At 63.0% G+C, this 21,331-nt stretch carries 19 protein-coding genes; 16 read left to right on the top strand and 3 right to left on the bottom strand.

From position 1 onward, the window contains the following. Positions 1 to 8: 8 nt before the first annotated feature. Both HDG33_RS08830 and HDG33_RS08825 read right to left on the bottom strand, forming a co-directional pair. Complete coding sequence (locus tag HDG33_RS08830; RefSeq protein ID WP_184024161.1) at positions 9 to 440, bottom strand: RidA family protein; 432 nt, start codon at positions 438 to 440, stop codon at positions 9 to 11. Beyond that, positions 440 to 1,798 (bottom strand): NAD(P)/FAD-dependent oxidoreductase, encoded by a 1,359-nt coding sequence (locus tag HDG33_RS08825; protein WP_184024156.1) that lies wholly within the window; start codon positions 1,796 to 1,798, stop codon positions 440 to 442. Before HDG33_RS08825 ends, HDG33_RS08830 begins: the two co-directional genes overlap by 1 nt. Before the next feature lie 178 nt (positions 1,799 to 1,976). On the opposite strand from HDG33_RS08825, the gene HDG33_RS08820 reads away from it, so the two are divergent. The 7 genes from HDG33_RS08820 (at position 1,977) to HDG33_RS08790 (ending at position 9,356) form a co-directional block, all read left to right on the top strand. Continuing rightward, on the top strand, positions 1,977 to 2,900 hold the full coding sequence (locus HDG33_RS08820) for a LysR family transcriptional regulator (RefSeq protein WP_184024153.1): 924 nt from the start codon (positions 1,977 to 1,979) through the stop codon (positions 2,898 to 2,900). A gap of 124 nt (positions 2,901 to 3,024) precedes the next feature. After that, positions 3,025 to 4,176, top strand: a complete 1,152-nt coding sequence (locus HDG33_RS08815) for an SRPBCC family protein (protein WP_184024150.1) — start codon at positions 3,025 to 3,027, stop codon at positions 4,174 to 4,176. Between the two features lie 43 nt (positions 4,177 to 4,219). Next, positions 4,220 to 5,425 (top strand): ABC transporter ATP-binding protein, encoded by a 1,206-nt coding sequence (locus HDG33_RS08810; RefSeq protein WP_184024138.1) that lies wholly within the window; start codon positions 4,220 to 4,222, stop codon positions 5,423 to 5,425. A 2-nt stretch (positions 5,426 to 5,427) separates the two neighbouring features. Next, positions 5,428 to 6,483, top strand: coding sequence for an ABC transporter substrate-binding protein (locus HDG33_RS08805; RefSeq protein ID WP_184024135.1), 1,056 nt, complete (start codon positions 5,428 to 5,430; stop codon positions 6,481 to 6,483). 39 nt (positions 6,484 to 6,522) lie between these two features. Then, positions 6,523 to 7,779, top strand: a complete 1,257-nt coding sequence (locus tag HDG33_RS08800) for an ABC transporter permease (RefSeq protein WP_184024125.1) — start codon at positions 6,523 to 6,525, stop codon at positions 7,777 to 7,779. A 66-nt stretch (positions 7,780 to 7,845) separates the two neighbouring features. Beyond that, complete coding sequence (locus HDG33_RS08795) at positions 7,846 to 8,673, top strand: ABC transporter permease (protein WP_090810989.1); 828 nt, start codon at positions 7,846 to 7,848, stop codon at positions 8,671 to 8,673. A 233-nt stretch (positions 8,674 to 8,906) separates the two neighbouring features. After that, on the top strand, positions 8,907 to 9,356 hold the full coding sequence (locus tag HDG33_RS08790) for an SET domain-containing protein (protein ID WP_090811862.1): 450 nt from the start codon (positions 8,907 to 8,909) through the stop codon (positions 9,354 to 9,356). 158 nt (positions 9,357 to 9,514) lie between these two features. Here the strand turns inward: HDG33_RS08790 and HDG33_RS08785 are convergent, their stop codons facing one another. Beyond that, positions 9,515 to 10,291 carry an aspartate/glutamate racemase family protein gene (locus tag HDG33_RS08785; RefSeq protein ID WP_184024122.1) on the bottom strand — a complete coding sequence of 259 codons (777 nt, stop codon included), beginning with the start codon at positions 10,289 to 10,291 and terminating at the stop codon, positions 9,515 to 9,517. A gap of 312 nt (positions 10,292 to 10,603) precedes the next feature. On the opposite strand from HDG33_RS08785, the gene HDG33_RS08780 reads away from it, so the two are divergent. The 9 genes from HDG33_RS08780 (at position 10,604) to HDG33_RS08740 (ending at position 21,325) form a co-directional block, all read left to right on the top strand. Further along, positions 10,604 to 11,806, top strand: coding sequence for a branched-chain amino acid ABC transporter substrate-binding protein (locus HDG33_RS08780; protein WP_184024119.1), 1,203 nt, complete (start codon positions 10,604 to 10,606; stop codon positions 11,804 to 11,806). 25 nt (positions 11,807 to 11,831) lie between these two features. Then, complete coding sequence (locus tag HDG33_RS08775) at positions 11,832 to 12,731, top strand: branched-chain amino acid ABC transporter permease (RefSeq protein ID WP_018422469.1); 900 nt, start codon at positions 11,832 to 11,834, stop codon at positions 12,729 to 12,731. A gap of 3 nt (positions 12,732 to 12,734) precedes the next feature. Further along, positions 12,735 to 14,543 carry an ABC transporter permease subunit gene (locus HDG33_RS08770; protein WP_184024116.1) on the top strand — a complete coding sequence of 603 codons (1,809 nt, stop codon included), beginning with the start codon at positions 12,735 to 12,737 and terminating at the stop codon, positions 14,541 to 14,543. Further along, entirely contained in the window at positions 14,531 to 15,262 is a 732-nt protein-coding gene (locus tag HDG33_RS08765) for an ABC transporter ATP-binding protein (RefSeq protein ID WP_184024113.1), read from the top strand. The genes HDG33_RS08770 and HDG33_RS08765 overlap by 13 nt, the downstream gene beginning before the upstream one ends. A 168-nt stretch (positions 15,263 to 15,430) precedes the next feature. Beyond that, positions 15,431 to 16,276, top strand: coding sequence for a DUF1989 domain-containing protein (locus tag HDG33_RS08760; RefSeq protein WP_184024111.1), 846 nt, complete (start codon positions 15,431 to 15,433; stop codon positions 16,274 to 16,276). 107 nt (positions 16,277 to 16,383) lie between these two features. Beyond that, entirely contained in the window at positions 16,384 to 17,628 is a 1,245-nt protein-coding gene (locus HDG33_RS08755) for a D-amino acid dehydrogenase (protein WP_184024108.1), read from the top strand. A gap of 546 nt (positions 17,629 to 18,174) precedes the next feature. After that, positions 18,175 to 19,701, top strand: a complete 1,527-nt coding sequence (locus HDG33_RS08750; protein WP_184024105.1) for a glycosyltransferase family 39 protein — start codon at positions 18,175 to 18,177, stop codon at positions 19,699 to 19,701. 183 nt (positions 19,702 to 19,884) lie between these two features. After that, positions 19,885 to 20,241: an STAS/SEC14 domain-containing protein gene (locus HDG33_RS08745; RefSeq protein WP_184024102.1), complete on the top strand. Its 357-nt coding sequence runs from the start codon at positions 19,885 to 19,887 to the stop codon at positions 20,239 to 20,241. Between the two features lie 181 nt (positions 20,242 to 20,422). Continuing rightward, the gene (locus tag HDG33_RS08740) at positions 20,423 to 21,325 is read left to right on the top strand and encodes an NAD(P)-dependent oxidoreductase (RefSeq protein ID WP_184024092.1); all 903 of its coding nucleotides are present in this window, start codon (positions 20,423 to 20,425) and stop codon (positions 21,323 to 21,325) included. Positions 21,326 to 21,331 lie beyond the last annotated feature (6 nt).

Below are 21,331 nucleotides of genomic sequence, written 5' to 3'. Positions count from 1 at the left end.
CTAGCTCCTCACGCCTGGGATGGCTTCCAGTTGTCCGGAATCACGGCGATCACGTCGATTTCCATCAGCCATTGCGGCTGGCCGAGCGCGCTGACGCACAGCCCCGTCGAAATCGGATACACGCCCTTCAGCCACTTGCCGACTTCCTGGTACACCGGCTCGCGATAACGGGGATCAGTGATGTAAGTCGTCGTCTTGACGATATGCGACAGGTCGCTGCCCGCTTCCTCGAGAAGTTGCTTGACGTTCTTCATCGCCTGCTCGGCCTGCGCGCGCGGATCGCCGAGACCGACCAGGTTGCCGTCGAAATCCGTACCGACCTGGCCGCGCACATAGACCGTATTGCCCGCGCGAACCGCCTGGCAAAGATCGTTATCGAGCGACTGGTTCGGGTACGTATCCTTCGTATTGAACATGCGGATGCGGGTATGCGTAGGCATCAGTTCACTCCCACTTCTTTGGTCTTCGGCGCGTGCGATTCGTCGCACGCGGTATCGGTTGGATTCGCGCCATGCACGCCGCGCGCGTCCTGCAGACGCTGCGACGCGTCGCGATACGCGAGGTATTTGCGCTGCGTGACGATGTGATCGGCGATGTGCTTTGCGTCGTGCCAGACGCCCCAGATAAACGACGACGCGCGCCGCGACAACCACGGCAAGCCGAGGAAATACACGCCCGGTTCCTTCGATACACCGCGCTGATGCTGCGGCTTGCCCTTATCGTCGAATGCGTTCACGTGCAGCCAGCTGAAATCGACGGCATAGCCGGTGGCCCAAATGATCGTGCTCACACCCGCCTTCTTCAGATCCAGTTCCGGGAGCGGATGCGTCACGCACTCCGGGTCTGGTGGAATCAGGCGTGCGTCGGGGTCTTCCGGCAGGTCCACGCCGTTGCGCTCGACGTAGTCGTCGGCCGCGTCCAGTAGCGACATCAGGTTTTCGTCGCCACGCTTCAGATTGGCGGCGAGGTCCTGTTCGAAGGTCGCGACGCCATTCGCGAACGATTTCGTCGTGCCGACCAGCGTCATGCCCTGATGAGCGAGCCTGCGAAAATCGATGGTCTGGCCGCCGTACGCGCCGCTGACGGCAATGGTCACATGCTCGCGTCCCGGCACGGCGACTTCCTTGTCCCATTCGCCGAGTACACCGAGCCACCAGCAGAAATCGCGACCGCGATAGGCGCGCGGCGGACGGTCATGCGCACCGACGGACAGATAAACCTTGCGGCCCGCGCGTTGCAGTTCGTCCGCGATCTGCACGCCGGACGACCCAGCGCCAACCACGAGCACCGTGCCTTCGGGCAGCTGCGCCGGGTTCCGATAGTGGGCCGAATGAAGCTGCGTGAGCTCGACGTCCTGTGGCGCGATGGGAGGAATGACGGGACGCTGGAACGGCCCCGTCGCAACGACCACGCGACGGGCTTCGATCGTGCCGTCGGACGTTACGACCGTAAATCCTGCCCGGCCCTGCAGACGCTCGACGCTCGTGACTTCGACGCCCGTGCGGATCGGCGCATCGAACTTGCGCGCATAGGCCTCGAAGTAATTGGCGACCTGATCCTTGGCGGCGAACTCATCAGGATCGAGTCCTTCGAACTCCATATTAGGGAAGCGGTCGTGCCAGGCGGGACCATTGGCGACCAGTGAATCCCAGCGGCAGGTACGCCAGCGTTCGGCAATGCGGTCGCGCTCCAGCACGAGATGGGGTACGCCGAGTTTGCCCAGGTGTTCGCTCATTGCCACGCCAGCCTGACCCGCGCCTATGACCAGCGTGTCGATCGACAATTTTTCAGCCGACATGGCCTTCTCCTTCTGAAAAGCGCTCTGGATTCAGGTCACACTCTCTCTTCGGTCGGACAGAATGTACGCCGCGCGGCGGGCAACAAAAACTATATTTTAAAAATGCTTTGCATCGTTTTTCGCTATGCAATCGACAATTGGCGAGCGACAATCGGCTCGACCGAACACGGAGCAACTGATGGACGGCAACTCGATACGCTACTCGTTGCGTCAGCTCAGGTATTTTGTCGTCACGGCCGAGACGCTTTCGTTCACCGCCGCGGCAAAGCGCCTGCACATTTCGCAGCCGTCTATCTCGACGTCGCTCGCGGATCTGGAGGAATCGTTCGGCGTCCAACTGTTCATCCGCCATCACGCCAGCGGGCTGTCGCTTACGCAACCGGGCCGCGATCTGCTCGGCCACGCGCGCAATCTGCTTCAGAACGCCGAAGAATTGCAGCTGACCGCGAAGGAAATCGACGGCGGCATGTCGGGCTCCATCTCGCTGGGCTGCATGGTGTCGCTGGCTCCGCCGCTGATGCCAGGCATCATCAGCCGCTTCGTGCGGGACTATCCGGCGGTCACCTTCCGTACGACGGAAGCGCATCAGGACACGCTTTTGAGCGGCCTGCACGACGGCTCGCTCGATATCGCGCTGACCTACAGCCTCGATATCGCCGATGGAATCGCGTTTACCCCGCTGCTTTCGCTGCCACCGTATGTCATCCTGCCTAAAACACACAGGCTTGCACGGGCCCGCAAAGTGTCGCTGGCCGATCTGCTGCCCGAGCCCTATGTGATGCTGGACCTTCCGCATAGCCGCGAGTACTTCTCCGCGCTGTTCGACGCAGTCGGCAGCCGCCCTACCGCGGCTTTCCGGTCGTCACAGCCTGAAGTGGTGCGTGGCATGGTCGCCAACGGCTTGGGTTACAGCATACTCAACTTCCCGCTGAAGTCGACCCGAACAGTGGACGGCGAAGACTTCGTGATTAAACATTTCAAGGAAAGCGTCAATGCGACGACGCTTGGCATCGCACTATCGGGCGCCGTCAAGCCGCGCGAGGTTGTGAAGCGCTTCTCGGCATTCTGTGAAACGTATATTCGGCGCCTCCACATCGGTTAGCGGCCCGGAAAGCCTCTCGGCATAGGCTTGAGCTATGCACTGCATGCAAAAACAATATTTTACCTAGCAATTTGGATTGTTAGATTGGTGCTCATCGGATGCACACACTGATGGGGGGCCCCCTATGTCAGCCATTCTTCAGTCGACGGACGCTGAGCTCGACATCGTTCGCGCCCTGCGCGAGAACTGCGAGCGTCCGTTCGGGGATGCACACGCAATGCCGCCGGCCGTCTATACGTCGGAGGCGTTTCTCGCGCTCGAACGGCGCGACGTGTTTCGCAGCGAGTGGTTGTGCGTGGGCCGCGCGAGCGCGCTCGCACAGAGCGGCGACTATCTGACCGCGCAAATCGACGACCAGCCGGTGTTCGTGCTGCGCGATGCGAGCGGTGCGTTGCGCGCATTCTCGAATGTTTGCCTGCACCGGATGTCGGTATTGCTTGAAGGGCGCGGCAACGTGCGCCGGATCGTGTGCCCCTATCACGCATGGAACTACACGCTCGATGGTTCGCTCGCGGGCGCGCCGTTGATGGATCGGCAGCCGGGCTTTTGCAAGGAACAATACAAGCTGCCTGCCGTGCGCTGCGAGACGTGGCAAGGCTGGATCTACGTAACGCTCAACGCGCACGCGCCTTCGGTGGAATCACATTTGTCCGGGCTGACGAAGCTGATCGAGCCGTACGGCATGAGCAACTACGTCGAGACCTTCCACGAAGAGCACGTGTGGGACACCAACTGGAAGATCCTCGCGGAAAATTTCATGGAGAGCTACCACTTGCCGATGCTGCATCGCGCAACGGTCGGGCCGCACTCGAAGCTCGAAGAAATGGAATGTCCGCCGGGCTTGCCTGCGTTCAACTATCACTGGATCACCAAGGAAGCATCGCTGCCGATCGGCAACGCGCATCCCGCCAACACGCGCCTGCAAGGGCACTGGCGCCGTACCACCGCGCTGCTGGCGATCTACCCGACACACCTGATCACGCTGACACCCGGCTACTTCTGGTATCTGATCCTGCAGCCGCGGGGCGTCGGCCGCGTGCATATCCGCTTCGGCGGAGGCCTCGCACCGGATTTCGTCGACGATCCGCGGGCCGCCGATTACATGGCTACGCTGAAGACGCTGCTCGACGAAGTCAACGCCGAGGACCGGCGCGGCGTCGAGGCCGTGTTTCGCGGCGTGCACGCGCCACTCGCGAAGCCTGGCCATCTGAGCCCTCTGGAACGGCCGAATTACGACTTCGCCCGCTATCTGGCGGGACGCCTGGGCGCGAAGTGATTTGCCGCCCCACCTGGACCGCCAACACTCTGCCGAGTTACTCATGTCAAGCCAACCATTTATTTCGTTCGACGGCGTCAGCAAGTCATACGACGGCGTGCATAGCGTCGTCGAGGGACTCGATCTCGATGTCGCGCACGGTGAATTCGTTTCGCTGCTCGGTCCGTCCGGTTCCGGCAAGACCACGACACTGATGATGCTCGCGGGATTCGAAGCGCCGACGCGCGGTGAAATCCGCCTCGCCGGCAAGCGCCTGGACGACAAGCCACCGCATCGGCGCGATATCGGCATGGTGTTTCAGAACTATGCGCTGTTCCCGCACATGACGATTGCCGAGAACGTCGCGTTTCCGCTGTCGGTGCGCAAGATAAGCCGTAGCGAACAGAAAACGCGCGTGACGCGCGTGCTGGACATGGTGGAGTTATCGCATCTGGCGGCACGGCGTCCGTCGCAACTGTCCGGTGGCCAGCAGCAGCGCGTTGCGCTTGCCCGCGCGCTGGTTTTCGAGCCGAGCGTGGTGCTGATGGACGAGCCGCTTGGCGCGCTCGACAAGCGCCTGCGTGAAACCATGCAATACGAAATCATGCGGCTGCATCGCGAACTGTCGCTGACGATCGTCTACGTCACCCACGACCAGAACGAAGCGTTGACGATGTCGGACCGCGTCGCCGTGTTTTCCGATGGACGCATCCAGCAGGCCGCCGCACCGGCCGAACTCTACGAAAACGCGGCGAATGCGTTCGTTGCCAATTTCGTCGGCGAGAACAATGGACTGACCGGTCGCGTCGATTCCTACGGGACGGAATGGGCTGCGATGCAACTCGCCGACGGCAGCACCGTGTGCGGACGCCCAGGCGTCGGGCTCGCGTCAGGCGACACGGCGGTGCTGGCGCTACGTCCCGAGCGCGCGCACATCGCCGCGACGCCGGACGCTTTGCAGGAAGCGACGCGGCAGAACATGAACATCGTGCACGCGCTTGTCGAGGAACTCGTTTACTGCGGCGATCATCATCGCGTGCATCTGAAGCTCGGCCATGGCGAAAGCATGGTCGTCAAGCTGCCGAACACACAGCACCATGACCTGCCCGCGCTCGGCCGTCAGACCGCCGTGACCTGGCGACGCGACGACTGCAAGGTGCTGCCAGCAATGGCGGCCGCGCCGCAATCCACCGCCGCGTCCGGCGGCGTCGACTATTCCACCGTTTCCGTTCCCTCGTCCGCCTCGCCACTTATCGCAGGAGCCAACTAGAAATGAAAACCACACTCTCGTCCTTCCGGACCACCATCGCGGCGTGCGCGCTCGGGGTGTTTGCCACGGCCACGGTTCACGCGGCCGAAACGATTTCCGTCGTCACCTTTGGCGGTGCGTATGAAGCTGCCGCGAAAAAGGCATGGTTCGAACCGTTCACTGCGAAAACCGGCGACCAGTTCTCCACCGAGTCCTACGATGGCGGCCTCGCCAAGCTGCAAGCGATGGAACAGTCGAAGAACCCGACCTGGGATCTGATCGACCTCGAAACCAACGACGCAATCACCGCGTGCGACGAAGGCCTCATCGCCAAGTTCGACAAGAAGTTGCTCGGCAACACCAGTGACTTCCTGCCGGGCTCGATCAGTGATTGCGCCGTCGCGGCGATGGTATGGTCCACCGTCTATGCGTATGACACCAGCAAGCTGAAATCTGCGCCGACCACCATCAACGATTTCTTCGACCTCAGCAAGTACCCCGGCAAGCGCGGCATGCGCAAGTCGCCGAAGGTCGCGATGGAATGGGCCTTAATCGCCGATGGCGTTGCACCCAAGGACGTGTACAAGACGCTCTCCACGCCGGCTGGCGTCGATCGCGCGTTCAAGAAACTCGACACCATCAAGCCGAGCATCGTCTGGTGGGAGGCGGGTGCGCAGGCGCCGCAACTGCTCGCCGACGGCGCGGTCGTGATGACGCAGGCGTACAACGGCCGCATCGACGACGCCGTGCACAAGGACAAGAAGCCCTTCAAGATCGTCTGGGATGCACAGGTGTACGACTACGAATGGTGGGCCGTGGTCAACGGCGCGAAGCATGCCGACGCGGCGCGGAAGTTCATCGTCGCATCCTCGACACCGCAGGCCTATGCGGACCTGTCGAAGTACATCGCGTACGCGCCGCCGCGCAAGGACGCCATTCCACTGATCGACAAGGCGCGTCTGAACGATCTGCCGACAGCGCCGGAGAACTTCAAACGCCCGCTGCAAATCAACGCGACGTTCTGGGCCGACAACGCGGATGCGATCAACAAGCGGTTCCAGAACTGGCTGGCGCAGTAGCGCCAGATCGAACGAACGTCACCCGGGAGATCGAGCACGATGAACACGCAGCTGCCATCCACCGCCCCTTTTGGCCGCGGCCCGCAGGCCGCGAACCGCGAGTCGTTTCGCGCCGCGCGCCGCAAGGCCGCGATGCGCGCGTTGCTGCTGGCTTTGCCGTTGCTCATCTTTCTGCTGGTGACGTTCGTCGCGCCGATCGCGAGCCTGCTCGCGCGCAGCGTGCGAAACCCTGAAGTGCGCGCCGGCATGCCGCAATTGAGCACGGCGCTGGCCGGATGGGACGGTGCGGGCGTACCCGGCGAACCGGCCTTTGCCGCACTCGCGCACGACCTGAAGGACGCCAGCGAATCCGGCCAGCTCGGCAATATCGCGCGACGCATGAACTTCTCTCAACCAGAGTTCCGCAGCCTGCTGTTCAAGACGGCGCGTGCCACACGTTCGCAAACGCCCGCGCAATGGAAGCCCGCCCTGATCGATCTGGATGAACGCTGGAATACACCGGAAACCTGGCGGCTCCTCAAGCGTGCGTCGATCTCGCCCACGCCCGACTATTTGCTGAACGCCGTCGACGCGCAAGTCGCGCCCGATGGCTCGGTGACGTCCGTCGCGGCGGACAGCGCCATCTTCCGCGCGGCCTTCGGACGCACGGTCACGATCAGTGCGACGGTCACGGTGCTGTGCCTGGTGCTGGGTTATCCCGTGGCGTATCTGCTCGCGACATTGCCGGAGAACCAGAGCAACCGGCTGATCCTCTTCGTGATCGTACCGTTCTGGACATCGCTGCTGGTGCGGACCACCGCGTGGTATGTGCTGCTGCAACCAGGTGGTGTGATCAACGGCGCGTTGCTCCACTTTGGGCTCATCAATCATCCGTTGCCGCTGATTTTCAATCGCACGGGTGTGTTGATCGGCATGACGCACATCCTGCTGCCATACATGATCCTCGCGATCTTTTCGGTGATGAAAGGTGTCCCGCCCGTGTACATGCGCGCGGCGAAATCCCTCGGCGCGCATCCGGCTGTGGCCTTCGTGCGAGTGTATGTTCCGCAAACGCTGCCGGGTGTCGGCGCGGGATGTTTTCTCGTGTTCGTGCTCGCGCTCGGTTATTACATCACCCCCGCCCTGCTAGGCGGTGCCGGCGACGAAATGATCAGCCAGCTGATCGCGTCGCAGACCAACGATCAGCTCAACTGGGGACTCGCGGGTGCGTTGTCGTGCTATCTGATCGCATTCACGGCGGTGTTCTATTTCATCTTCAACCGGCTGGTCGGTATCGACCGCTTGCGCTTCGGCTAACGCGCCGCGCAACCGACGCTAATGGGTTGTCGCTCCTTCGTATGGTTGATCAACAGGCAGACTCAGATGAAAGACGGACGAACCCGGCTACTCTCGGAACGCATCGCGGGCGCGGGACTACGCGTGCATTGCGCGCTCATTTTCTTTTTCCTCGTCGCGCCGATCCTCGCGATCGTGCCGCTGTCGTTCAACTCCGGCTCATTCTTCTCGTACCCGATGCAGGGCTTCTCGCTGCGCTGGTACGCGCAGGCGCTGAGTTCGCCGGACTGGCAACGCGCGTTGGCGAACAGCATCGGCATCGGCGCTGCGTCGACGCTGATCGCGACGGTGCTCGGCACGCTCGCCGCGCTCGGCTTGAGCCGCACGCAGTTTCCTTACCGCTCGATCATCATGCCGATCATCGTGTCGCCGATGATCGTGCCTATCGTTGTCGTCGCGGCAGGGTTTTATCTGGTCTTTTCGCCGCTCGGCCTGGTCAATTCGTATCTCGGCGTCGTGCTTGCGCATGCCGCGCTCGGTACGCCCTTCGTGGTGATCACCGTGACGGCTTCGCTGCTGTCGTTCGATCAAAGCCTGCTTCGCGCTGCGTCGGGGCTGGGCGCGCAGCCGTGGGTCGCGTTTCGTCGCGTCACGCTCCCGCTGATCACGCCCGCCGTCGCAACGGGCAGTGTGTTCGCATTCGCGACGTCGTTCGACGAAGTGATCGTCATTCTGTTCATTGGCGGCCCCGAGCAGCGCACCGTGCCGCGGCAGATGTGGAGTGGCATCCGTGACCAGATCGACCCATCGATCCTTGCCGTGGCCACACTGCTGATGGCGTTCGCCATCGCCCTGTTCGCCTGCATGAACTGGTTGCGCAAGCGCGCAGCGGCGGCCAGCCGCTCGTTTGGCTGAGCCGACTGTTGTGCCAGCGTGATGCCATGGACACGCGACTCGATGACCTCCCTGTATCCGTCGACCGTTGCCAGCCTCGTTGCGGCAAAGCCGGAACCGTTGGCGCGGTCCGTCCTTGGCTGTTAGTTGCGCTTTTAAAAAGAAAAATATTGAGCGCCTGACTGTGTGGCGATATGCTTCGCATCGCCGCTCAACCACATGCAACGACCGAGGGTCGCGAAGGAAACGACAAAATGCGATTGCGACGCATCACCGCACGACGCTCACCAGTGCATGGCATGGGACTGTTTGCCCTGCAGCCGATCGCCCCGGGCGAACGGGTGATCGAGTACAAGGGGGAAGTGACCAGCTGGCGGCGCGCCGCCGCCCGTCAGCGAGCCGACGCGGGTCACACGTTCGTGTTTGGGCTGTCCAGCGGACGAGTGATCGACGGCAGCCGCGGCGGCAACAGCGCCCGCTTTCTGAACCATGCGTGCGCCCCCAACTGCGAGGCCATCGAGACGGGCGACCGGGTGTTCATTCATGCGCTCGCCACGATCGCACCCGGGGAGGAGCTTTTCATCAATTACGGTCTGTCGGTGGACGGCGCGGTCACCGACGACATTCGTGCCCAGTACGCGTGTCATTGTGGCGCGCCGGCATGTCGTCGAACCATGCTGGGAAATGACGGACAGTCGTCGTAGTCCTGCCGCCGCGCAGACGCTTCGATGAGCGATTCCTGCGGCGGTTCATCCGACGCGCCTGCCGCGTCTGTGGTGCGCGTCGATGTCTGGAACATGGCCTCGGCGTCGATCGCCGCATGGTCACCCCGTCGCGCTGCGTCGCGTTTCAAGGTACAACGTCACAGCGCGAACAGCCGCCCAAGATGAGGCTCGCAATCTCCCACGCCGGCGAGCCGCAACGCGTGCCACGCCATCGCGTAGTTGCTCGATATCACCGGCTTGCCGATCGCCGCCTCCAGCTCCGGAATCAACCCGGCGATGCGCAAGCTCGTGCACGATACGAAAATCGCGTCCACGTCACGATTGCGCGCAAGTCGCTCAACACCAGTTCGCAATGACGCCGCATCGATCCGCGCCACTTCGTTATCGTTCGCATGCTCGAACGACGCCATGCGCGTAATGCCGTGACCACGCGACTCGATATAGTCGCGCATGTATTCGTTGATCGAACGCACATAGGGAGTAAGCAGGGCCGTACGTTGGACGCCTAGTGCGCGAAGCGCCGCCAGCGCCGCGGTGATCGGCGTAGTGCACGCGGCGTCCGCACGCGCTTCGCGAATCCGCGCGAACACCTTTTCCTCCCCAATCACCATCGACGCGGACGTGCAGCCAAACGCCACCACATCGATACGCTCGGCCGGACGGATCAGCGCGACCGCCGGTGCAATACGGTCCTCCATTTCCGCTAGCCGTTCGGGCGTGATGTCCGCCGAGTTATACACACGGCTTTCGTAGAACGCCACGCCGTCCTGCGTCAGCAAGCCCCGCCACTCATGCTCGATCGTATGATCGGTGGCGAGCACCACGAGCCCAATCGCGGCACGACGGCAGATGCCGTCGTCCAGCGTGAAATCGAGCTTCGTGTACACGTCGTCATGCGGTGCAATCGCACTCATTTCGGAGTCGTCCTGTCATGTCGCGTTCGCCGCTCGCGAGTCTCTGTCGTCACTGCCTCTTAAAGGTAGGGGATTGCCGGCGCCTTTGTGTAATGGTTTATACGCAAATACCCTATACCGTCCCAACGCACACCGGCTTCTATCATGAAAGAGGCGCTTTAGTGTCAGCGCTCCGGTGAAACCAGCAGTCACGCCGTTGACCTGGTGGGTATGAATCACACGCAATCGCCCCATTTCCGTCCGCTTTCCGATGTCACCGGTATACCCGTGTGGCGGATCGTCCGATCCCCCTCACAATAAGGAGTCTCTAACATGTTTGCTCTGACGATTGGCTGGTCCGGTGCAAAGCGGGGCTCGCGGCAAACGGCCTTTGCGGGCATGGCGGCCGCCGTGGCCCTGCTTGTCGGCATGGCTCCCGGTTCGGCGCTAAGCCAGAGCGCCACCATCAAGATCGGCGTGCCCGTTCCGCTGTCGGGCAGCAGTGCCAATGCCGGCACGGATATTGTCAATGGCGCGAAGCTCGCCGCCGCCAGAATCAACGCGGCCGGTGGCGTGCTCGGCAAGCAGATCGAGCTGGTGCCCGAGGACGACGCCTGTGATGCGCAGACCGCGGTGCAGGCGGCACAGAAACTCGTCGATGCGGGCGTTGTCGCGGTAGCGGGCGGATATTGCTCCAGCGCGGCGCTGCCGGAATCGACAACCTTTCATCGCGCCGGGATTCCCTTCGTGCTGGATGCGTCGACGAATCCGCAACTGACCGAGATGGGGTACGACAACGTGTTCCGCACGATCGGCCGTGACGACCAGCAGGGCCCATTCGCGGCAAGCTTCATGAAAGACGTTCTGCACGCGAAGCGCGTGGCGGTGATCGACGACAACACGACCTATTCCAAAGGCCTCGCCCAGAACACCGTGCAAGCTCTGAAGAAGGACGGTGTCGATGTCGTGTACGCCAATTCGATCACGCCCGGACAGATGGACTATTCACCGACGCTCACGCGGGTCTCCTCACTGAAGCCTGACGTGATCTACTACACAGGCTATTTCTCCGAAGCCGGCCTGCTAGTCAAGGAGGCGCGGCAACTGGGTCTGAAAATGACCTTCATGGGCGGCGACGCCACCAATGATCCCACCCTGATGAAAACGGCCGGTCCCGCCGCCGACGGCATGATCATCACGACGGCACCGCTCGCGCAGTTCCTGAGCGGTGCGCACGCCTACGTCGATGACTATACGAAGGCTTACGGGCAAGCGCCGGGACCGTACTCGGTCTATGAATACGATGCTGTCGGGGTCACGGCGAAAGCCATCGCGGACGCGAAATCGGCACAGCCTGCCGCGATCACGGCTGCTCTGCACAAGATCTCGAACTACCCGGGCGCGACCGGAACGATTGCCTTCAATCCGAAGGGGGACCGCAGCAAAGCCGTGTACATCACCATCATCGTGCACAACGACAACTTCGAGCCCTACCAGCGGCAGGATGCGAGCGGACATTGGGTGGCGATGAAGTAGGCGCTATTGCGCGCCCCGCGCCGTCATGAGCGACTTCTTCCAGTTCGTCATCGAAGGGCTGACGACCGGCTCGTTCTACGCGCTCGTCGCCCTCGGCTACACGATGGTCTACGGAATCATCCGGCTGATCAACTTCGCTCATGGCGACCTGTTCATGGTCGGCGCGTTCATCGGCTGGACCGGTCTGATGGTTCTTGCGTCCGCGCATCTGCCGCTCGCCCTGGCACTGCTGATCGCCCTTGTGGCCGCCATGACGGTCACAGGCGCGCTCGGCCTGCTGATCGAGCGGCTCGCGTATCAGCCGTTGCTGCGCGCGCCGCGGCTGTCGATTCTGATTACGGCGCTGGGCGTCTCGCTGGCGCTGCAAAATGGGGTGCTGCTGATCTACGGCGCGGGCTTTCGCACCTATCCGCACGTGCTGAGCCAGGCCGGCTTCGAACTCCACGGCGTGCAGATCACCTTCGCGCAGATCGGCATCATCGTGACGAGCCTGGCCCTGATGCTGGCACTGTATTTCTTCGTTCACCACACTTTCCTCGGCACCGCGATGCGCGCGCTGGCAATCGATCAGGACGCCGCGCGTCTGATGGGCATCGACGTCGAACGCCTGATCCAGCTCACCTTTCTGCTCGGGTCGGTGCTGGCCGCCGTGGCGGGCGTCATGGAAGGGCTTTACTACACGCAGATCAATTTCTTCATGGGCTTCGTGCTAGGCCTGCGCGCGTTCACCGCCGCCGTGCTCGGCGGCATCGGCAACATCCCGGGCGCGATGGCGGGCGGTATCCTGATTGGCCTGCTCGAAGCCTTCGGCGCGGGCTATGTCTCTTCGCAATGGACCGACGTGTTCGTCTTCGGCGTGCTGATCGCCGTGCTCGTGATCAAGCCGACCGGGCTGTTCGGCGAACGCGTTGTCGAGAGAATGTAGTCCATGAGCGCCAGTCAGGCTTCCGCGCGTTGGGCCAGGCCTGTCGGCGGTGCGCTGCTGGCCGCCGCCGTGGCGCTGCCCGCTGTCGTCAGCAACTATGTCGTCGATGTCGGCCTGACCATCATCACCTATTCGATCCTGGGTCTTGGGCTGAACATCGTAGTCGGTTATGCCGGATTGCTCGATCTGGGCTACGCGGCCTTCTTCGCGATCGGCGCGTACACGACGGCGTTGCTGGAAACCCTGCTGCACTTCTCGTTCTGGGAGACGCTGCCGTTCAGTCTGGCGTTCGCCGGGGTATCGGGCATCGTCATCGGCTATCCCACCCTGCGCCTGCGCAGCGACTATCTGGCGATCGTCACGCTGGGGTTCGGCGAAATCACGCGTATCGTCGCCACCAACCTCGACATCACGGGCGGCCCGAACGGCATCTTCGGCATCGCGAGCCCGAGCCTGTTCGGTTTCGAGATCAGTTCGCCGCTAGCGCTCTACGAACTGGGCATGGCGTTCCTCGTGGTGGTCCTCGGGTTCGCCATCCGGCTCGGCCAGTCGCGGCTGGGCCGCGCCTGGACCAGCATCCGCGAGGACGAGGCAGCTGCCGAGGCCGTCGGCGTGCCGACGCTGCGCGTCAAGCTGCTCGCCTATGTGATGGGCGCGCTGATCGGCGGGCTGGGCGGCAGCCTGTTCGCCGCCCGCTTCGGCACCATCGATCCGACCGGCTTCACCTATCTGCAGTCCGTCACGATCCTGATTGTCGTCGTGCTCGGCGGCCGCGGCAGCATTCCCGGTGTGCTCCTCGGCGCCATCATCGTCGCCGGCCTGCCGGAGATTCTGCGTTTTCTCAACCTCTGGCGCATCTTCGCTTTCGCGATCGGGCTCGTGATCCTGATGCTGTTAAGGCCACAGGGGTTGTGGCCAGCGCCGTTGCGCCGCGTCGCGCCGGCGCGCAAGGGCGCTGACGCCGATCGCGTCGCCGTGCCCGATCACGCCGTCACCGATGAGGTCCTGCTGGAGGTGCGCGACATGCAGCGCCGCTTCGGTGGCGTGCTGGCGGTCGGCGGTGTCAGCTTCATGGTGCGAAGCGGCGAGATCGTGAGCCTGATCGGTCCGAACGGCGCCGGCAAGACCACCGTGTTCAACTGCCTGACCGGCGTCATCCGCCCGACTGGCGGCCAGATCGTCTGGTGCGGGGAACGGCTTGCCGGCGGCGCGCCTCATCGCATCGTCCATCAAGGCATGGCGCGCACCTTCCAGGGCATCCGCCTGTTCGGCCACATGACGGCCTTCGAAAACGTCCTGACCGGCATGGACCATCGGCTTCGGACACCGCTCGCAGCCGAGCTTCTGGCGTTGCCGTCCGCGCGCGCCGAGGCGGCGGACCATTCCACCGAAGGCCTGCGCTGGCTCGCCTTCGTCGGTCTTGCCGGCAGGGCGGGCGAGCGCGCCGCCGATCTGCCCTACGGCGACCAACGCAGGCTGGAGATCGCCCGTGCGCTCGCCAGCAGCCCTCGCCTGCTGCTGCTCGATGAGCCGGCTGCAGGCATGAACCCGACCGAGAAACGCGCGCTGATGGAACTGATCCGGCGCATCCGGGATCATGGCGTGACGGTGCTGCTGATCGAGCACGACATGATGCTGGTGATGGGCGTGTCGGACCGGATCATCGTGATGGACCACGGCGTCATCATCGCCGAGGGCCAGCCCGCCGCGATCCAGGCGGACCCGCGGGTGATCGATGCCTATCTCGGCACAGCCGGAAAGGACGAGGCGAGCGACGATACTGCCGGGGAGAAATCGCTGTGGGACTCCTAGAAATCCGCGATCTGCGCGTGAGCTATGGGACTGTCGAAGTGCTGCACGGCATCTCGCTGGACGTCGCGGAGGGCGAGATCGTCGCGTTGCTCGGCAGCAACGGCGCGGGAAAAACGACCACGCTGCGGGCGATTTCCGGATTGATCCGGCCGCGCGCGGGCGACATTGCGATGGCTGGCCAGCGCCTGACGGGCTTGCGCGCACACCAGATCGTGGCGCTGGGTCTCGGTCATGTGCCCGAGGGGCGGCGCATTTTCGGCGCGCTGACGGTGGAGGAAAATCTGCATCTCGGCGGCTATCTGATCCGGCGCGACAGTACAGCATTGCAACAGCGAAGGGATCAGCTCTATGCGACTTTCCCCCGGCTCGGCGAGCGACGCAGCCAGCTGGCTGGCACGCTCAGCGGCGGCGAACAGCAGATGCTGGCGATTGCCCGAGCCCTGATGCTGCACCCGCGTATCGTGGTGCTGGACGAACCGTCGATGGGACTCGCGCCGAAGCTGGTCCGCGCGATCTTCGGCATGATCGCCGACATCTGCCGCGAAGGCACCTCGATTCTCCTCGTCGAGCAGAACGCCCGCCAGGCGCTGCGGATCGCTCATCGGGCTTACGTGCTGGAAAGCGGGCACATTGCGCTCGCGGGGTCCGCCCGCGAGCTGGCTCAGGATAGCCGGGTCCGCTCTGCCTATCTGGGCGGCAGTGCCATTTCGGCAGAGTAACCCGCCAACCGGGCAATCGACCTTGGCTGAAACGGGTCAGACGTCATGGAGGCAAAACATGTCAGAGATCGATAAGGAAAAGGTCGTTGCAGTGCTGCGTCGCCCGAGCGATGACGACGCCGCCTCGTCGCGGCACGGCGCCGGCCTGAGTTCGACGGAGCATGCATCATGCTGAATCATCCTGCTGCCTATCAGTCCACCAAAGGCTCAGCGCTCGACGTCGACAAGACGTTCTATCAGCGCATCGCCTCACAGCACGACACCCGCACGCTAGTCGAATCGATCGTCGTGCCGATCCGCTCGGGGCAAGCGTGGACCGTGCCGGCCGGCCACGTGTTTCGCATTGTCACGATCGAAGGCCCGCAGGTTGCCGACCTGAACATGTGGAACCGGCACAACCCGCGCGAGCGCATGTGGGCATCGCGCACGCGCCAGTTGCAGCAGGCGCACGTGAGCACGTTCGACCGTCTGTGGTCGACGCTGCCATTCCTGCGTCCGATGGTGACCATCACGGACGACAGTCTCGCAGGCTACGGCGTCGACGAGCACGGCGGCCGTGTCCACGATCTGCTCGGCACGCGCTGCGACCCCTACGTGAACCGCATGCTGACCGGCGAGGATTTTCATTTTCACTGCCACTCCAACCTGACGCGCGCCATCGCCCCGTATGGATTGACTGAGTACGACGTCCACGACGTGCTCAACGTGTTCCAGTGCACCGGCCTGAATCTCGAAGACAAATACTTCATGAAGGCGTGTCCGGCAAAGAAAGGCGATTACCTCGAATTCTTCGCGGAGATCGACTTGCTGTGCGCGCTGTCGACCTGTCCGGGCGGCGATCTGTCAGTGCCGATGTGGGGACCCGACGCGCGCGATCCGCTGGAAGTGTGCCGGCCGCTTGGCGTCGAGGTCTGGCAACTCGCGCCACAGATGCTGGATGGGTGGACGCCGCCGGCTGTGGCTGCCTACAAAGGGCAGCACGGAATGGTGCTGAATCAGCCGCAATGGAAGTGAGACTGCTGCCTCCTGTCCAGCAGGAATCGAGGGTGGCGCAGCACAAAAGCCGGAGCGAGACCGCGCCGCCTTGAATGCCCGCCGGCCCCCTTGTATCTGAGGACATCATGAAAGTTGTCGTGCTCGGTGGCGGGGTAGTCGGTGTGACAACCGCGTACCAGTTGCAGAAGGATGGCCATGAGGTCGTGATCGTCGAGCGGCAGCCTTTAGTCGCATCGGAAACCAGTTGGGGCAACGCGGGCATGATCGCGCCCGGGCATTCCTTTGTCTGGTCCTCGCCCAAAGCGCCGATGATTCTGCTCAAATCGCTGGTGCTGAAAGATCAGGCGTTGCGCTTCAAGTTCTCGGCAGATCCCAGGCTTTACAGCTGGTCGTGGCGTTTCCTGATGGAATGCACCTCAGAGAAGGCACGCCGCAATACCCTGCTCAAGCATCGGCTTGCCGCGTACTCGCAACGCGTGCTACAGAATGTGATCGCTGAGGACGCCATTGAATACGATCGAAATGACCGCGGAATTCTGTATTTTCATCGGACTCAGGAAGCGCAGGATCGCGGAGTCGAGCATATGAAGCTGCTGGAATCCGATGGGCAAGTCATCAGGGTTCTCAGCCGCGATCAGGTCGTCGCACTCGACCCGTCGCTGGCTTCGGCAAAAGACAGGATAGCGGGTGCCATTTACTGCCCGACCGATGAGACCGGAGACCCTGCGAAGTTCACCCGCGCCCTTGCGGAAAAGATTATCGCGCGTGGCGGTACGCTTCTGACGGACACCACCATCGACGGCTTCGAAACCGCTGGGCAGGACGTGGTGGGCATAAGAACGAGTCGAGGCCTTGTAAAAGCCGACGCGTATGTGCTCGCCCTTGGCCCCTATAGTCCGGTTCTTGGCCGACAGATCGGCATCGATCTTCCGATCTATCCGATCAAGGGATACTCCCTCACGATTCCGATCGATGGCCGGCCCTTGCCACCCACCGTTGCAGTGGTCGACGAGCACAACCTGGTCGCAATCTCGCGCTTCGGCGACCGGATCCGGGTCACCGCAACGGCGGAGTTTGCCGGCTACGACACGAGCCATAAGCCTTCTGATTTTGCGTTTATGAAAAGCGTGACACAAGAACTCTACCCGGCCGGCGCCAACTACGATCGCGCCGAAATGTGGGCCGGTCTCAGGCCGATGACGCCGACGAATCTGCCGTTTCTTGGGCGCAGGAAGTATCGCAATCTTTATCTGAATACCGGTCACGGTCATATCGGCTGGACCATGTCGCACGGATCGGCTCGAATCACGGCCGACCTGATCGCGGGACGAACCCCGGCGATTCCGATGGTGGGGCTGCTTTGCGACTGATGGCGACGCGTTTTGCAGCCAAAACATCGGGCCCCAGCCGAACGATGCCAGCAAACTATTGCATCGACCGGTCGAATCCGCCGCGCATGACCCGTCGGTACACGTCGCGCTCAAAGAATTCCGACTTCGAGACGCGTTATCACGCGTCGGTCGCGCCGTCACACCAGGTCTCGACTTTCGCATCTTAGCCGAGCGCGATAGCGGCCTGTCACGCGCAGTTTTTCGCCATCAGATCCACTGGAACGCTGGCGACGGTTGCCCGGCTCGTGTCGGGGTTGCTACGATCCACGCCCAGCTCAGAGCTTCCTCAAGCGCATCTGCAATTGCGGCCGAGTTGAGCGCCGCGTCAAGAGAATCGAATCTTCGGCTTGGCCACACGGGTCAATTTTCGCCGCGAACGTCCTTCATCAAGGCCTTTTTAATTTGATCGGGCGCCATGGGTTGCCGGGCAGTCTGTCAGGATCGCACTCTCCCTACGTAAGCTCATATTACAATGCCGGGCCAAAAACGCTGCCCGGTACGGCGGCATACAGACCCAAAGGTTCAATGTCGACCCAGCTTTCGAATCCCACGTCGCTCGCCTCAGCCTCCGACAAACCTGCCGCCGCGCGCATCGCATCACTCGGCTGGCTGCTCCCCTTCCACGCGCTGGTCTGGACGCTGGCCGCCTGGCTCGCGCGCGGCAATCTCGACATCCAGGGCGACATGGTCGAGACCTATGTCTGGGGCATCGAGTGGCAGGCCGGTTACGCGAAGCACCCGCCGCTTTCGTCGTGGGTCGCAGCGGCCTGGTTCAGCGTGTTCCCGCACACCGATCTCGCGTATTTCGCGCTGTCGGCGGTGAACGTGCTGGTCGGCCTGGCCGGGATCGTCGCGCTCGCCGGGCGCTTCGTGCCGCGCCCGATCGCGATCATCGCCGGGCTTGCGATGGCGGTCTCGCCGCTTTACTCGAATCTCGCCATCAAATTCAATCCGAACTCGATCCTGCTGTCGGTCTGGCCGTGGACCGCCTACTTTTTCGTCCGCTACGTGCAGCCGGGCAGCCGCCTCGCGCGCAGCGGCGCGGCGCTCGGTCTCGGGGCGTGCGCGGCACTTGCCGTGCTGGGCAAGTACTTCACGATCGTGCTGCTGCTCGGGCTGTTGCTGGCATTGCTCGCGCGTCCCGCATGGCGTGCGCGCCTCGTCAGCGTCGATTCGCTGCTCGCGGTGGCGGCGGGAGCCGCCGTGCTGGCCCCGCACGTACACTGGATGATGGTTAATCATTTCCCGACGCTCGAGTATGCCGCGCAACGCACCGGCGGCACGCTTCTCGCCGCGGTCGGGCGCTTTGGCATCTACACGCTCGCGCAGATCGGCTATCTCGCGCTCAGTTTCGTTTTCGTGCTGTTGATGGTGCGCACGCGCGGGGCTGCGCGGCTCATGGCGCTGAGCGTTGTTCGGAGCGCGTCGTACCCGGATCTCTGGTGGCTCGCGCTGGGGCCACTGTTCGCGGTGGGCCTGCTGTCCGTGATCGGCAAGACGCAGATGGCCTCGGTCTGGGGCATGGCGCAGTGGTTCGCAATGGTGCCGCTCTGGCTTGCCGTGCTCGTGCAAGCCCGCTTCGAGTTCGCGCCGCAGCGTGCCATACGCGTCATGGCGGTGTACTGGGCGCTGGTGCTCGCGGTATCGGCAGTGGTCGGCTACACAGGGGCGCGGCGCAATTCCGACGACGCGGCCGAGCCGCGCGCGGAACTCGCGGCAGCCGCGCAGGCGGTGTGGCACGAACGCACCAGCCAGCCGCTGTCGATCGTGGCGGGCTCGACGCATGAGGCCGCTTCGATGGTGTTCTATGACGGCGGCCGCGCCCGCTTCTGGGATCTCGACTGGCCGGCGGCAACGCCCTGGCTCACATCCGCCGATTTCGCGCGCCAGGGCTCGCTGATTGTGTGCCGTGGCGACGACTCGGGCTGCATCGCGACGGCATCGTCGCTAAGCCATGCGGCGCCGATTGCGCTTGAGGTGAGCAAGACCACATGGGGACGGGAGTTGCCTGCGCGCCCCTACCAACTGTTCGTGATCGTGCCGCAGTCGTGAGCCACGCGCCCATCACGCCGTACCGCGGCCGGCCGGTGGCACCGATGGCCTCGACTGCCTCTCAGGGGAAGATCGGCTCGTAACCTAACCGAGCGAGTGGAAAGAGGTACCATGAGTACGCCGTCGAACGCCAGGCTCATCCGTGCCTGAGCGTGTAACGTCTCTCTGGCTAGAGGTCCTGCCATGATCCTGTATCACACCGTCCCCGATTCGTCGGTCATCGAAATATCCGTCGAAGGCAAAATCACCGACCACGAACTGCGCGAAGCCATCGAGCGCATGCGTGGTGATCTTGAACTGAACGGTAAGACCCGCGTGCTCGAACGCATCGAGCATTTCAGCGGCATCGAGCCGAAGGCGCTATGGACCGACCTGACGCTCGGCGTCTCCGTCGCCCGCAAGGTCACGCGCGCCGCCGTGGTGGCCGACGCGGGATGGATTCGCGCCTCGATGCATTTGGCCCGGTTCTTCACGAAGGCTGAAATCAAGGCGTTCCACGTCAACGAGCTGGAACAGGCGCGAGCCTGGATCAACGCCTGAACGTCGTCTCCAGCCGGCCGCATCGGGCGGAGGCCGGCCAGTTGGAGCCGCACGACTCAACATCAGAACTGTTACTGCCGAATCAAGGACACGGAGCGCAACGATCCTATGATGGAATGAGGCCGCGCGACACGCGCGGAAAAGCGCTAAAACATGTAGGAAAACAGGAGAAGAGGAGCACATGACGAAGCGAGTGATCGTGACCGGCGGCAGCGGCCTGGCCGGAAAATGGGTGGTCCAGAACCTGGTCGAGCACGGCTACGAGGTGATGAATCTTGATCGCGTGCCGATGGCGGCGCGCACGGCGCGCACGTTGATTACGGACATCACCGATGCGGGCCAGGTATTCAATGCGCTGGCATCGAGCACCGCGCCGGGAGAATTCGCCGACGACCTCGAACCAAAGCCGATCGACGCGATTGTGCATTTTGCGGCGATCCCTCGCATCATGATCACGCCCGACAACGAGGTCTACCGGATCAACGTGATGGGCACGTACAACATCCTCGACGCAGCGTCGAAGCTTGGCATCCGCAAGGTGATCGTGGCATCGAGCGAAACCACATACGGTATGGTGTTCGCGCACCGGGATCGCAGTCCAGAGTACTTCCCGCTCGACGAGGAATACCCGGTGAACCCGATGGACAGCTACGCGACGTCGAAGGTTATCAACGAAGTGACAGCGAAGGCGTTCCACGCGCGCACCGGCTCTGACATTTACTGCTTTCGTATTGGCAACGTGCTCGAACCCAACGACTACGCGAAGTTTCCGGCGTGGCTCAAGGATCCAGCACTGCGCAAGAGGATTGCGTGGAGCTATATCGACGGGCGCGATCTCGCGAGCGCGTGCCGGCTTGCCATCGAAAAGGACGGCCTCGGCTTTCAGGTGATGAACGTCGCGGCCGACGACGTGTCGTCCGACGTACCTACCGCGGAACTGCTCCGACGCTACTACCCCGGCGTGCCGCTCAAAAAGCAACTCGGCGAGTTCGAGACCCTGCTCAGCAACGAGAAGCTCAAGCGCCTTCTTGGGTGGAACCAGCAACACTACTGGCGCGACGAAGCGAAAAAGGTCGTCCAGTAAGCATGG

The organism is Paraburkholderia sp. Cpub6 (genome assembly GCF_014201065.1).
GTDB classification, from domain to species: Bacteria; Pseudomonadota; Gammaproteobacteria; order Burkholderiales; family Burkholderiaceae; genus Paraburkholderia; species Paraburkholderia tuberum.
Note: the sequence above shows the minus strand (reverse complement) of the source record. Positions and strands in the feature narration are given on the sequence as shown.

What these genes read in the sequence shown, in the direction of transcription:
- HDG33_RS08750 (WP_184024105.1), top strand. Translation starts at nt 18,175, where the DNA reads ATGTCGACCCAGCTTTCGAATCCCACGTCGCTCGCCTCAGCCTCCGAC.
- HDG33_RS08820 (WP_184024153.1), top strand. Translation starts at nt 1,977, where the DNA reads ATGGACGGCAACTCGATACGCTACTCGTTGCGTCAGCTCAGGTATTTT.
- HDG33_RS08755 (WP_184024108.1), top strand. Translation starts at nt 16,384, where the DNA reads ATGAAAGTTGTCGTGCTCGGTGGCGGGGTAGTCGGTGTGACAACCGCG.
- HDG33_RS08745 (WP_184024102.1), top strand. Translation starts at nt 19,885, where the DNA reads ATGATCCTGTATCACACCGTCCCCGATTCGTCGGTCATCGAAATATCC.
- HDG33_RS08795 (WP_090810989.1), top strand. Translation starts at nt 7,846, where the DNA reads ATGAAAGACGGACGAACCCGGCTACTCTCGGAACGCATCGCGGGCGCG.
- HDG33_RS08760 (WP_184024111.1), top strand. Translation starts at nt 15,431, where the DNA reads ATGCTGAATCATCCTGCTGCCTATCAGTCCACCAAAGGCTCAGCGCTC.
- HDG33_RS08770 (WP_184024116.1), top strand. Translation starts at nt 12,735, where the DNA reads ATGAGCGCCAGTCAGGCTTCCGCGCGTTGGGCCAGGCCTGTCGGCGGT.
- HDG33_RS08740 (WP_184024092.1), top strand. Translation starts at nt 20,423, where the DNA reads ATGACGAAGCGAGTGATCGTGACCGGCGGCAGCGGCCTGGCCGGAAAA.
- HDG33_RS08805 (WP_184024135.1), top strand. Translation starts at nt 5,428, where the DNA reads ATGAAAACCACACTCTCGTCCTTCCGGACCACCATCGCGGCGTGCGCG.
- HDG33_RS08785 (WP_184024122.1), bottom strand. Translation starts at nt 10,291, where the DNA reads ATGAGTGCGATTGCACCGCATGACGACGTGTACACGAAGCTCGATTTC.
- HDG33_RS08815 (WP_184024150.1), top strand. Translation starts at nt 3,025, where the DNA reads ATGTCAGCCATTCTTCAGTCGACGGACGCTGAGCTCGACATCGTTCGC.
- HDG33_RS08775 (WP_018422469.1), top strand. Translation starts at nt 11,832, where the DNA reads ATGAGCGACTTCTTCCAGTTCGTCATCGAAGGGCTGACGACCGGCTCG.
- HDG33_RS08810 (WP_184024138.1), top strand. Translation starts at nt 4,220, where the DNA reads ATGTCAAGCCAACCATTTATTTCGTTCGACGGCGTCAGCAAGTCATAC.
- HDG33_RS08790 (WP_090811862.1), top strand. Translation starts at nt 8,907, where the DNA reads ATGCGATTGCGACGCATCACCGCACGACGCTCACCAGTGCATGGCATG.
- HDG33_RS08825 (WP_184024156.1), bottom strand. Translation starts at nt 1,798, where the DNA reads ATGTCGGCTGAAAAATTGTCGATCGACACGCTGGTCATAGGCGCGGGT.
- HDG33_RS08800 (WP_184024125.1), top strand. Translation starts at nt 6,523, where the DNA reads ATGAACACGCAGCTGCCATCCACCGCCCCTTTTGGCCGCGGCCCGCAG.
- HDG33_RS08780 (WP_184024119.1), top strand. Translation starts at nt 10,604, where the DNA reads ATGTTTGCTCTGACGATTGGCTGGTCCGGTGCAAAGCGGGGCTCGCGG.
- HDG33_RS08830 (WP_184024161.1), bottom strand. Translation starts at nt 440, where the DNA reads ATGCCTACGCATACCCGCATCCGCATGTTCAATACGAAGGATACGTAC.